7 protein-coding genes are annotated in these 12,288 nt (G+C 75.9%); 1 reads left to right on the forward strand and 6 read right to left on the reverse strand.

The window, feature by feature from the left end; translation table 11 throughout:
• Window positions 1-134: 134 nt before the first annotated feature.
• Window positions 135-3,443 (reverse strand): FtsX-like permease family protein, encoded by a 3,309-nt coding sequence (locus ACZ6IM_RS02180; protein WP_469553876.1) that lies wholly within the window; start codon window positions 3,441-3,443, stop codon window positions 135-137.
• 165 nt (window positions 3,444-3,608) lie between these two features.
• A complete protein-coding gene (locus tag ACZ6IM_RS02185) occupies window positions 3,609-4,022 on the reverse strand; it encodes a globin (RefSeq protein ID WP_052838099.1) in 414 nt (137 codons plus the stop codon).
• Between the two features lie 86 nt (window positions 4,023-4,108).
• Here ACZ6IM_RS02185 and ACZ6IM_RS02190 point away from each other — a divergent pair, with 86 nt between their 5' ends.
• The gene (locus tag ACZ6IM_RS02190) at window positions 4,109-5,083 is read left to right on the forward strand and encodes a methyltransferase domain-containing protein (RefSeq protein WP_052838100.1); all 975 of its coding nucleotides are present in this window, start codon (window positions 4,109-4,111) and stop codon (window positions 5,081-5,083) included.
• A gap of 15 nt (window positions 5,084-5,098) precedes the next feature.
• On the opposite strand, the gene ACZ6IM_RS02195 is transcribed toward ACZ6IM_RS02190, so the two are convergent.
• The 4 genes from ACZ6IM_RS02195 to ACZ6IM_RS02210 all read right to left on the reverse strand — a co-directional run bounded on the left by ACZ6IM_RS02195 (window position 5,099) and on the right by ACZ6IM_RS02210 (window position 12,278).
• Window positions 5,099-6,664, reverse strand: coding sequence for an FHA domain-containing protein (locus ACZ6IM_RS02195; protein ID WP_052838101.1), 1,566 nt, complete (start codon window positions 6,662-6,664; stop codon window positions 5,099-5,101).
• A gap of 46 nt (window positions 6,665-6,710) precedes the next feature.
• Window positions 6,711-8,057 (reverse strand): vWA domain-containing protein, encoded by a 1,347-nt coding sequence (locus tag ACZ6IM_RS02200; protein WP_052838102.1) that lies wholly within the window; start codon window positions 8,055-8,057, stop codon window positions 6,711-6,713.
• A 114-nt stretch (window positions 8,058-8,171) separates the two neighbouring features.
• Window positions 8,172-9,578, reverse strand: a complete 1,407-nt coding sequence (locus tag ACZ6IM_RS02205) for a PP2C family protein-serine/threonine phosphatase (RefSeq protein ID WP_052838103.1) — start codon at window positions 9,576-9,578, stop codon at window positions 8,172-8,174.
• 3 nt (window positions 9,579-9,581) lie between these two features.
• A complete protein-coding gene (locus ACZ6IM_RS02210) occupies window positions 9,582-12,278 on the reverse strand; it encodes a serine/threonine-protein kinase (protein WP_469553880.1) in 2,697 nt (898 codons plus the stop codon).
• Between the last annotated feature and the right edge of the window lie 10 nt (window positions 12,279-12,288).

Consider the following 12,288-nt stretch of genomic DNA (forward strand, 5'->3'; position numbering starts at 1 on the left):
GGAGTGCGGTGCCCGTGCGGTGGCGGTCGTCGGCGTGGTCGTCCCGGACGGGGACGGCGGGGTCGTCGTCGCGGGCGCCGGCGGGGTGGTCCGGTGGCGCGGGCGGGTGGGGGTCCGGGGCGCGGTCACGGGGTTCACCGGCCGGTACCTCCGTCCTTGAGGGTCACCGTCGTGTCGGTGCGGCGCAGGGCCAGTGCCGCGGTGACCAGGAGCGGGACGACGGCCATGCCGGCCAGCAGCAGGGCGATGCGGTCGCCCGGCAGGGACACGTGGACGTCCGGCACGGGGCGGGTGGCCTGCGGGGTCAGTACGGTCAGCGGGATCACCGCCCGGGTCAGGACCGCGCCCAGGGCGGCGCCGGTCAGCAGGGCCAGGCCGGTCAGCACGCCCTGCTCGGCGGCGACCGTGCGGGCCAGCCGGCGGCGCGAGGCGCCCAGGGCGCGCAGTACGGAGAACTCGGTGCCGCGCTCGCGCAGCGACCCGGCCGCGCTCACCGCGAAGCCGACCGCGGCGAGCGCCGCCGCCACCAGGGTCGCCGCGGCGAACGCCGCCCCGGGACCGGCGCCGAACGGGTCGTCACGCAGCCGCTCGGCGACCTCGTCGCGGACCAGGACCTGGGCCGGCGCGGTGTCCGGGAACGCCCGCAGGCCGGCCGCCGCCTCGTCGGTCTTCCCGGGCCCGGTCCGCAGCCACCACTCGGTGGGCGCGACGGCGGCGCCGTACTTGCCCTGCAACTGCCGGTTGACCGCCGGCAGGTCGACCAGCAGGGCGCCGCCGAACTGCGCCGAGGGGGTCTCGGGACCGGTGCCCGGCAGCTCGCGCACCGAGCGGACGATCCGCACCGGGACGTCGTGGCCGCCGATCAGCACCGGGACGCGCTGCCCGGTGCGGGCGCCCGAGGAGTCGAGGAAGCGGTCGGTGGCCACGGCGGTCACCTCGGCCGGCTTCGGCTGCGCGACCCGCAATCGCACGGACAGCGTGGTGATCTTCCAGCCGGCCTCCGAGCGGCCCGTGGCGTACTCGACGGCGAGCGGACCCGAGCCGAGCACACGCGGCTCGGAGGGGGCGCCGCCCGGGACCGGTGCTGCCGGCGGCGGCGCCAGTTCCGAACCGGCCGTCCAGGCGCCGGGCAGCGGGACCGGGCGTACGGTCCCGTCGGCGGCCGTGGCCGTCACCCGCCGTACGGTCAGCCGGTGTTCCTCGCCCCGGCCGCCGGGCTGGACCACCGTGGACTCGACGCCGGTCAGGGTGAGCGGACCGGCGGAGACGTCCAGGCCGAGCGTGTGCTCCCGGCCGTCGGCGGCCAGCGAACCGGCCTCCAGCCGGTACGGGGTGCCCCAGCGGTCCTCGACGGTGACCGCCACGTCCGCCGACTGGGAGCCGGCCGGGGCCGGGCCGGCGCCGCGGACGGTCAGGGTCGCCGCCAGCGCGAGGCGGGCCGTGCCCGCCGGGATCCTCGCGCCCTTCGACGGCTGACCCGGCGCCATCCCGGACAGCAGCGCCCCCGGCGACTCGTCGGCCAGGTCCGGCCGCATCAGCATCAGACCCGCCGCGTGCGAGGTGTCCAGCGCGAGCACCGTCGCCGTCCGGTCGCCGGACAGGGAGACCTCGGACCGGGCCACGGGGGCGACCTCCGCCACCCCCGGGACGCCCGCGACCAGGTCGGTGCGGCCCGGGCCCGGCGTTCCCGAGGCCTGCACCCGGACCGGCGCCCCGGTACGGAAGTCGGCCTGGTCGTCCTGCGAGCGGGACCACGAGGCGCCCTGCCCGATCGCCATCGTGCCCAGCGCCACGGCGAGCACCAGCAGCAGCACCGGACCCGCCCCGCGCATCGGACGGCGGCTCAGCTGCCAGCCCGCCAGCGCCGCCGCGAGACCGCGCCCGCTCGCCGCCCGGCGCTCCGCGAGCCGCGCCACCAGCGGCAGCAGCCGCAGCGCCAGCACCGTCCCGGCGAGCAGGGCCAGCGTGGGCGTCGCCACGAACAGCGGATCGACCCCCAGGCCGCTCGCGCCGTCGGCCTCGCCCGTCCCGGCGGCGGAGGAGGTCTGCTGGTCCAGCTGCCAGTAGGCGATACCGGCGATCACCAGCAGACCCACGTCGGCGCCGGCCCGCAGCCAGCCCGGCAGCGCCCGGGGCCGTCCGCCGGCCTCCGGCGCGAGGGTCAGCGCGGGCAGCGTCACGGCCAGCGTGCACCCGAGCGCCGCGACCGCCGCCACCAGCCACACCGTGCCGCCGCCACCGGCCGCCGGTTCCCAGCCGAGCCCGATCCGGGCCAGCGCCCCGTGCCCGGCCAGCAGCCGGACCAGCGGCCCGGCCAGCAGCGGCGCGCAGACCAGCGCGGGCACGGCCAGCAGCAGCGCCTCCAGCGCCGAGCCCGCCGCCAGCCGGGCCCGGGAGGCGCCGCGCGCCCGCAGCAGCCGCAGCTCGCCCGCCCGCTCCGCGCTCAGCAGCCGTGCCACCAGCAGCAGCGCCCCGCCCGCGAGCAGCACCAGCTGCAAGGCGATCACCAGGAGGGTGGAACGGGAGACCTCCAGCGAACGGTCGAGACGCTCCAGGATCGTCGGCAGCTCGGTGGTCGCCGCGGTGGTGCCACTGAGCACCTGCTGCTCGCGCAGCCACGCCAGGCCGCCCCGGGCCGCCTCCCCGAGGGCCTGCGTCCGTCCGGTCGTCAGCGAGGAGTAGTCCGCCGTCACCAGCCACCCGGAGGACCCCGCGCTCACCCGCCCACCGCTCAGCGCACCGGGCGGGGCGAGCAGCGGCCCGTACGTCGTGAAGCCGCCCTGCTGGAGGCCGCGCCCGGCCAGGTCGTCCAGGCGCCAGTACGGTGACCCCGCGTCGACCGGCCGGTACAGGCCGCTCACCACGATGTCGACGGCCGGGCCGTCGAGCCGGTCGGTGAGGGTGAGCCGGTCGCCGGTACCGACGCCGATGCGTTCGGCGGCGGCCACCGGCACCGCCACCTCGACGGCGCCGTCGGCGTCCCCGCCCGCGCCCTCGCCTCCGTTCGCGGGCATCCGGCCCTCGTCGATGCGGACCTGCGCCGGGTCGAGCGCCGCGAAGAACGTCAGATCGGGGTCGCCGGACCGCTCGGTGGGCGGCCGCAGGGAGCCGGGCAGCGCGTACGGGCCCGAGCGCACCAGGGTCCGTACGGTACGCGGCAGGCCCTCGAAGGTCTTGGCGGCGCCCTCGCGCACGGTGGCGCCGGCGGCCGACCGCTGCTCGGCGGGTACGTCGGCCTTCACGACCAGCGCGGCGTCCGCCCCGGTGCGCGGGTCGGCGAGGGCGTGCCGCAGGGCCGCGTCGCCGATGGCGCCCGAGTAGGCGGTCAGGGTGGCCAGCACCGTGGTGGTCAGCAGGACGGTGAGCAGGGCCGCGGCCAGCAGCAGGCGGTGCGCCCGCGCACGCAGCAGCACGAACCCGACGAGCCCCCCGTACCCTGCCACCCGGCCCCCCGCCGCTGTTGTCCAGACCTCTCCCGGATGTTGTCAGAGGTGGAGGTGCGGAAGTAAGCGCTCGGGAGGTGTACTTGACCGGATCGTGACCGGATTCCGGCGTCGGCTGACCGGAATGCGCCCGTCAGCCAGTCAACCCTGTCAGCCGGTCCGGTATCAGCCCTGGGTGTTGATCATCGAGGCCGCCGCGTACGTCAGGTACTTCCACAGCGTCTGCTCGTGCTCCTCCGAGAGGCCCAGCTCGTCGAGCGCGACCCGCATGTGCTTCAGCCAGGCGTCGTGCGCGGCCCGGTCGACGGCGAAGGGCGCGTGCCGCATCCGCAGCCGCGGATGGCCGCGGTTGTCGCTGTACGTCGTCGGGCCGCCCCAGTACTGCATGAGGAACAGCGCGAAGCGGTCCTCGGCCGGGCCGAGGTCCTCCTCCGGGTACATCGGCCGCAGGATCGGGTCCTCGGCGACCCCCTCGTAGAAACGGTGGACGAGCCGGCGGAAGGTCTCCTCCCCGCCGACCTGCTCGTAGAAGGTCTGCTCCTGAAGCGTGCCGCGCCGAATCTCGTTCACGCCGTCCATGGTCTCAGACAGGGGGGCATAGGACTCAAGACCTAGGACCGCTCCGGGACCCTGCCCGCCGTGCGCCCGGCCCGTACTGTGGACGCATGGGCGGGTACGAGGACCTGGACAGCCTCGCCGCCTCCGCGCGGGCGGAGCTGGTGCGGGAGATCGAGCTGAGCGGCGCCTGGGCGGCCGACCCGGTGTGGCGGGAGGCGTTCCGGGAGGTCCCGCGCCACCTGTTCGTGCCGTACTACTACGTCGGCGTCCGGGGTGGCTACGAACGCCGGTGGGGCGAGGACCCCGACCCCGGCGCCCGCGAGCGCTGGGTGCGCGGCGCGTACGCCGACGCCCCGCTGGCGACCCGGATGCGCGACGGCGAACTGCTCTCGTCCAGCAGCCAGCCCTCGCTGATGGCGATGATGCTGGTGGAGCTGGACGTGCGGGACGGCGACCGGGTCCTGGAGATCGGCGCCGGCACCGGCTACAACGCCGCCCTGCTCGCCCACCGCCTGGGCGACGACGACCTGGTCACCACCGTCGACCTGGAGCCCGAGATCACCGAGTCGGCCCGCCGGCACCTGGACACCGCCGGGTACCACCCGGCCGTCGTCACGGGCGACGGCGCCCGCGGCGTCCCCGAGCGCGCCCCCTACGACCGGATCCTCGCCACCTGCACGCTGCCCTCGGTACCGCGCGCCTGGCTCGCCCAGTGCCGTCCCGGTGGCCGGATCCTGACCCCGCTGGCCACCGGCCTCGTCGTCCTCACCGTCCGCGACGCAGGGCACGCCGAGGGGCGCTTCCTGCACACGCCCGCGTACTTCGTGCCGCTGCGCGGCGCGGACCGCGCCGAGCCCGAGACGCCGGGACTGGGCGGCGTACCGCGCCGGGCCCGCGAGAACGACCGGTTCCGCTTCCTGCTGGCGCTGAGCCGGGGCGGACTCGACCCGCAGGAGGCGTACGCGCTCTGGGACCGCGAGGACGCCCCGGGCCGCGAGCGCTACGGCATCACCGTCAGCGGCGAACGGGCCTGGGCGTGGCTGGACGACCCCGAGGGCCCCTACGCCTGGCCGTTCGCCTGACGGTGCGTGCCGCGCCTAGCCCCGGCGGATCGTGATCGTCGTCCAGGCGCCCACGTGCACCCGGTCGCCGTCCTGGAGCGGCACCGGTACGAAGGGCTGGATCGGCTCCTCGCCGCCGTTGACCGTGGTGCCGTTCGTCGAGTTCTGGTCGACGACCGCCCAGCTGCCGTCCGGCTGCTGCACCAGCACCGCGTGCTGGTGCGAGACGCCCGGGTCCTCCGGCGGCACGGCCAGATCGATGTCCGGGGTGTCGCCGGTGGAGTGCCGGCGGCGGCCGATGGTGATCTGGTTGCCGGTGAGCGTGCGCTGCTGCTCGGGCGAGTACGCGGGCAGGTTCAGGCCCGCGGCCTCGGGACCGGAGCGCTGCATCATCGCCATGAAGTACTCGCGGTCCGGACCGATCGTCGCCGACCAGGTCGTCGGCTGCTGGGGCCGCTGCGGCTGCTGCGGGAAGCCCGGTCCGGGGCCGGGCGGTGCCTGGGTGGCGCCGGGCTGCGGGTAGCCGTAGCCGCCGCCCTGGGCCGGGCCCCGGCCGTTCGGCCCGCCGGGGCCCGCCGGGCCGCCGGGGCCCCCCGGGCCGGTGGACGACGGCGGGGAGAGCACCCAGTCGTCGTCGCCGCCGAAGGACGGGCCGCCCTGCTGCGGGCGGTTGGTCTCCTGTGGGAAGGCGGGCGGGGCCGGAGGACCGGACTGGAACCCCTGCGGGGCGCCACCGGGGCCACCGGGGCCGCCGGGCGGGGGCCCGGGCGGCGGCGGAACCGGCCGCGAGGGATCGCCACCGAAACCGGGAGGGGCCGGGGGACCGGAGGGACCGCCCTGACCACCGGGACCGCCGGGACCGTTCGGGCCGCCGGGAGCGTGCGGGTTGGCGGGCCCGCCAGGGCCGCCGGGCCCACCGAAGCCGCCACCGGGTCCACCAGGACCATTGGGCCCACCAGGCCCACCCGGACCGCCGAAGCCGCCGGAGGGACCACCCGGGCCACCAGGCCCGCCGGGTCCACCGGGACCACCAGGCCTGCCAGGACCACTGGGGCTGTAGGGGCCGTTCGGACCGCCGGGGCCGCCCGAGGGGCCACCGGGGCCACCGGGGCCGCCAGGGCCACCGCGGCCCGACGGGTCGGCGCCGAAGGGCGGCGGACCCGGGGGGATCGGTTCTGCGGGACGGTTCATCTGGGACGGGCGGGAGCCCTGGTAGTCGTACGAGTCACCGCCGCCGTACGACGGACCGGCCTGAGGCGGCTGGAAGTGCGGCGCCGGGCCGCCGGAGGCCGGCGGGCGCGGGGCGGCCGGGGTGTACGAGGTGGCGGTGTTGGTCAGGAAGTTCCACCGGCACTCCTCGCAGAACGGCGCACCGCCCTCACGCGGCGTGCGGCACTGCGGGCACAACTGCGGCTCGCCGCCGGGACCGCCGGGACCGCCCGGCCCACCCTGCCCAGCCGGACCGGCGGGCGGAGGGAAGCCGTAGCCGCCGCCGGGCGGCGGGGGCGGCGGAGGGGGCGGCACGGCACCGGCCATGCGGTGACCGCAGACCTCGCACCAGTCGTCGGAACCCGACTGGTGTCCGTTCGGGCAGGTCGGCATGTCGGAGCTTCCCTCTCTTGCGGGCGTGTCGCGCGGTTGTTGTGCGTCACTTCTTTACACGAACTGTCTTGGTCGACCGGGTCTCGAGAGTCATCTCGTCGGCCTCCTCGACCTTCGCTTTCAGTCGCACAGTACCTGCCGCCGCGTCCACTACGTCCACCACCTTCGCAAGCAGTTTCGCCGTATCGGCGTTTCCGGAGGCTCCGGCGAGCTGAACCGCGCGGCCCAGTTTGGCCGTTGCTCCGTCGATGTCTCCCGCTTTGCGCAGATCCAGCCCTTGCTGGATGGCTTGTGCCAGTTCGGCCTGCCCGGTGTAGTGGGCGACTTGCGGGTTGATCGACGTGGAGGCCGTCATGTCGTCCGTCCACACGGCCCGTACGAGACCCTGCGCGCCGAGGTTCTGGACGGACCCGTCGGGCTCCGGGATGACCAGCGAGACGCGGGCGGCCAGCATCTCCTGGCCGATGCCCGCGGCCGGTACCTCCACGCAGACGTGGTAGTCACGGGACTCGTCGCCCCAGGAACCGGTGGGGTAGTCGCCGGCCCGCGGTCCCGCCTCGGTGCGCCGGCCGGTCAGCTCCTCGACCGTAGGGGCGACCTGCTTGACGAACTTCACCGTGGTGCCGACCGGGGTCCACAGGCGCAGCGCGACGTCCGCGACCTCCTTGCCCATGGCCGTCTCCATCATCCGCGTGAAGTCGGCGGCCAGGCCCGCCGGATCGGCGACGATGTCGGCGGTGCCGAGCAGGGCGGAGGCGATCCCTGTGACTTCTTTCACTTCCCAGTCGGTGCCCACGCCACGGGCGTCGCAGGTGAATCGCCCCGCGCAGGCGTCGAGCGCGGCCCTGAGGTCCTCGGGCGACTCGTGCTCGTTGCGGCCGTCGGTGAGCAGGATGCCGTGCCGGATGGCGACGTCCGCGGTGGACAGCAGCCGGTCGGCCAGCCGCAGCCAGGTGCCGATGGCGGTGCCGCCGCCCGCACCGAGTCCGCGCAGCGCCTGCTTGGCCTGCGCCCGGGTGGTGGCGTCGGCGACCGCGAGCCGGCCGCCGCCCGGGTAGACCTCCTTGGCCACGTGCGTGCCGCCGACCACGGCGAAGTGCACGCCGTCGCGCAGGGTGTCGATCGCGGCGGACGTGGCGTCGCGGGCGTTGCGCATCTTGGTCGGCGGGTAGTCCATCGAGCCCGAGCAGTCGACCATCAGCGCCACGGCGGCGGACGGGCCCTGACCGGGCGAGTACAGGTGGGGCGCGGCGACCGCGCTCCCGACCGTGCCGCCGCCGGTCGCGGTGACCGTGACGATGGCGTTGACCTCACGGCCGCCCTCGGGCAGGTACTCGTTCTGGTAGACGTCCACCGCGAACTGCGGCACGTTCGACTTCGAGAAATTGGCCATGCCGGATCGCATCCCCCTCTACGTCCCCACAGCGGTGGGGGTCTTGGCTTGCTGGCGCGGACCGCCCCCTGCGGTCCGCGAGGCCGCCCCTCCACCCGTGTCCGTGCGGGGGCCTCAGGCCGATCCTGCCCCCTGCGGCGGGGCCGGGAACGGCAGGAGGGCCACTGTTACGTTGTCGTGGCCCCCGCCGTCCAGGGCGTGACCGACCAGGACGCGGGCGCCGTGCAGCGGGCGGGCGGCCGCGTCCAGGGGCATCGCCTCGGCCATCTCCTCGGCGGACTCCGCGTAGTTCCACAGGCCGTCCGTGCAGACCACGACCACACCGGCGCGGTCCGGCTTGAAGGACGCGGTGTGCGGCTCCAGTTCGTAGGCGTCGGCGCCCAGCCAGCCGGTGATCGCGTGGGCGCGCTCGTCGGCGTAGGCCTCCGCCTCGCTCATCAGACCGGCGGCGACCATCTGCGCGGCCCACGAGTCGTCCTCGGTGAGCCGGGCGGGCGGGGTGGTGCGGTCCGCCGGGACCCAGTAGACGCGGCTGTCGCCGACCCAGCCGACGACCAGCAGGCCCGCGGTGACCACGGCACCGACCAGGGTGCAGGCGGGCGCGTTCTGGTGCGGGGCCTGCTCGCGGGCGGTGGCGGGCTCGTCGGCCAGCGCGTTGACGGCCTGCGAGGCGGCGAGGATGGCGTCGTGCATGGCCTGCTGCGGATGCGTGCCGCGCGGCAGGGCGCCGAGCAGCGACTCGCCGGCCGCCCGGGACGCGGCGAGGGAGGCGTCGTCGGGGCGGGTCGCCGAGGACACGCCGTCGCAGACGATCGCCACGGAGGCGGGGGCCCCGTCGGGCAGCGCGGTGCAGCCCACCGAGAACGCGTCCTCGTTGCGGTGGTGGCGCAGGCCGCGGTCGCTGACGGCCGCCACGGGACCCGACTCCTGCTCCATGTGGTCGCGTTCGCGGGGCTGGGCGTGCCCGCAGTTCTCGCAGTAGCCGTCGTCGTCGACCCGGCCCGCGCGGCAGGCCACGCAGGCCTTCTCGGCCGCGGCCGGAGCGGCGGGAGCGAACTGGGGCGGAACCGCGGGCGGTTCGGGCGCCGGGGCCTGTTCCGCGGTCAGCCGCGGGTCGGGCGCCTGCAAAGGGTACTCGTCGGGCTCGCCCGGCCGGTCGAACCGCACCCCGGGCGCGGACGACCCGGCCGGAGCCGCCGGAGCCGAGGGCGGCGCCGCGGGCGGGGGCGGCGGGGGCGATGGCAGCAGCGGGGAGCCGCCCGAGTCGGTACCCGGCAGTTCGGCGGCCGCGTGCACCGGGGCGGGACGGCCGTGGCCGTCCGAGTCCCGGGCCACCGGCCAGTCCACGCCGTCCGGCGCGGGCACCGCGCCGTTGACGGCGAGCGTCGGGCTGTCCTCGGGCCGCGCGGGCACGACGGACAGGTCGTATCCGCACGCACCGCAGAAACGGTCACCCGACTCGAGGGGTTCCTCGCAGCTCGGGCACTTCGACACAGCGGCCTGCTGGGGCATCTGCGACATCAACTACACCCACGTTCGGGGGCGGTAACGATTGGCACGTTCCACCAGGTCGATCCTCTCCTCGCCGCCCCGCGCCAGCCGGGCCAGCGTGCGGTACGAACGCTCCAGGCCGAAGCGCAGGCCGCGTTCGTCCAGGCCGCTGCCGAGCAGCGTCCGTCCCCCGGCGGCGGGAGGGACGGAACCCCGACCTCCGGAGAGTACCCAGTCCAGCGCGCAACCGAGGACCTCGACCGACAGCTGCTCGCGCCGCGCCGGATCCAGACCGTACACGTCCAGCGCCTCGACCTGCCGCGCGGCGGCGATCAGATCGTCCAGGAACTCCAGGTCGCCCGCCGCCGCGGTGCGCTGCCGCAGCCGCGCCCGCACGGCCGCCACGCGCGCCGCGGTGCAGTGCACGGACGACTCCGGCACCGACTCCAACGTCCGTACGGCGGCGGCCCGGTCACCGGCGGCCAGCTGCACCCGGGCAAGACCGAACGCCGCGCTGACGTGGCTCGGGTCGGAGGACCACACCAGCCCGTAGTACTCGGCGGCGTTGTCGAGCTGCCCCAGCACCTCCGCGCACAGGCCGAGCGCCAGCTTGGGCGCGATCTCGCCGGGGAAGGCGTCGTAGACCGCGTCGAAGGCCAGCGCGGCGTCCTCGTGGGCGCCTGTCACCAGCGCGGCCAGACCGCGGTACCAGACCACCCGCCAGTCGTCGGGGCGCTCACCCTCCAAGGACCCCAGCGCCTCCAGCGCGCCGGACGCGTCGCCGGTCTCCAACCGGGCCCGGATCTGCCGCAGCCGGGTCTCGGCCGACGGCGCCGGGGCCGCGGCCAGCGCGGTCAGCAGCTCGGCCGGCGCGGACGCCATGAGGCCCGCCAGGAAGCCCGCGTTGGGGTCACCGGCGTCGACCCGGGGGACCGGCAGCGCCAGCGACGCGGTGGGCGCGTCGGCCCCCTTGACCAGGCCGCCGGACCCGGAGCCGAGACCGCCGACCGAGCTGACCGCACCCGGCAGCGAGGCGCTCGCGCCCCCGGACGCGGCCACCGGCGCACCCGCGCCGACCGGCGGTGCGTGCGCGACGGTCCCGCCCGGCGCACCCACGGCGGGGCCGGACGTGCCCGGCAGCGTGGGCGCGGCGCCCGGCCCGCCCGGCAGGGCCGCACCGGAGCCGCCCCGGCGTCCTCTCGGACTCGGCACCCTGGCCCCAAGCCGCGACACCTCGCCGTCCAGACGCGGGAACAGCTCCGTGTCCGTGACCCGGACCTCGGGCCCGAACAGGGTGGAGACGGCGGGCCTGGCGCGGCCCGTCTGGAGCGAGACCACCTCGCGCAGCACGCCCGTCAACTGCTCCGCCATCTCCTGCGCGGAGGCGAACCTGCGGGCCGGGTCCGGGTCGGTGGCCCGCACCAGCAGCCGGTAGAACGACTCGTAGTGCCGGAAGACCTCGATGCTGTCGGGGTCGGGCAGCGAGTCCGCGTAGACGGTGGTGTAGCCCTGGAAGTCGAACGACAGCACGGCGAGCGTCCGCCCGACCGTGTACAGGTCGGACGCCACCGACGGGCCGACGTCGGCGACCTCCGGGGCCTGGTAGCCCACCGTGCCGTAGATGGCGGACTCGTCGTCGTCCATGCGGCGCACCGCGCCCATGTCTATGAGCTTGAGCTGGTCCTCGGTCTGGATGGCGTTGTCGACCTTGAAGTCGCAGTACAGCAGCTTGCGGCTGTGCAGGTGGCCGAGCGCCTCCAGCGCCTCGATGCCGTACGCGCAGGCCTGCTCGACCGGCAGCGGGTCGCGCCGGCCCTGCGGGGAGCGCCGGGCGTTGGCGATCTCCTTGAGCGACTTGCCGCCGACGTACTCCATGACGATGTAACCGTCGAGGGAGCCGGTGCGCTGGTCGAGGTGCTCGACGAAGTTGTAGATCCGCACGATGTTGGCGTGCTCGATCTCGGCGAGGAAGCGCCGCTCGGAGATCGCCGCCGCCATCGCGTCCTGGTCGCCCGTGTCCAGCAGGCCCTTGAGGACCACCCAGCGGTCGGAGACCGCCTTGTCGACGGCGAGGTAGACCCAGCCGAGGCCGCCGTGCGCGAGGCAGCCCACCACCTCGTACTGGCCGTGCACCACGTCCCCGGCCTTCAGCTTGGGCACGAACGAGTACGGGTGGCCGCACTTGGTGCAGAAGCCCTCCGTGCGGCCCGGCCGCTCGCCGCGCGCCCGCCCGACCGGCGCCCCGCAGTCCGAACGGGAGCAGAACCGCTTGCGCTCGGGCACCTCCGGGTGGTCCATCACCATCTCGCGCGGGTCGGGCCGCGGCACCGCCGGTACCTCGACGAGACCGACGCCGAGGCGCCCGCGCCCGGTGGAACCCGCGCCCGAACCGGAGCTGCGCACCGACACCGAACGCCCCGTGGAGCGGCCCGAGACCGCCCGGGAGAGCCGGCCGGACACCGAGCGCCTGGACTTCGACGAGCGCGACGACTGGGACGACGTACGCGAACTGCGGGCGCTGGAGCGTGAGCTGCCGCTGCCCGGTGAACCGCGTGAGCCCCGGCCCGCGCCTCCGCCTCCGGTGACGCCGGTCGGCGCGGAGCCGAGCGCGCCGCCCGCCGCGACGACCGGCGCGAGACCGCACGTGTCGCAGTACAGCTCGCCGCCGCCCATGTCCTCGTAGGTCCCGCCGCAGCCGGGACGCTGACACGTCCGCCCTGCCTCACTCATGACGCTGCCT

The organism is Streptomyces sp. NPDC042336 (assembly GCF_055581985.1).

What these genes read in the sequence shown, in the direction of transcription:
- ACZ6IM_RS02185 (WP_052838099.1), bottom strand. Translation starts at nt 4,022, where the DNA reads ATGGACGGCGTGAACGAGATTCGGCGCGGCACGCTTCAGGAGCAGACC.
- ACZ6IM_RS02190 (WP_052838100.1), top strand. Translation starts at nt 4,109, where the DNA reads ATGGGCGGGTACGAGGACCTGGACAGCCTCGCCGCCTCCGCGCGGGCG.
- ACZ6IM_RS02195 (WP_052838101.1), bottom strand. Translation starts at nt 6,664, where the DNA reads ATGCCGACCTGCCCGAACGGACACCAGTCGGGTTCCGACGACTGGTGC.
- ACZ6IM_RS02200 (WP_052838102.1), bottom strand. Translation starts at nt 8,057, where the DNA reads ATGGCCAATTTCTCGAAGTCGAACGTGCCGCAGTTCGCGGTGGACGTC.
- ACZ6IM_RS02205 (WP_052838103.1), bottom strand. Translation starts at nt 9,578, where the DNA reads ATGTCGCAGATGCCCCAGCAGGCCGCTGTGTCGAAGTGCCCGAGCTGC.
- ACZ6IM_RS02210 (WP_469553880.1), bottom strand. Translation starts at nt 12,278, where the DNA reads ATGAGTGAGGCAGGGCGGACGTGTCAGCGTCCCGGCTGCGGCGGGACC.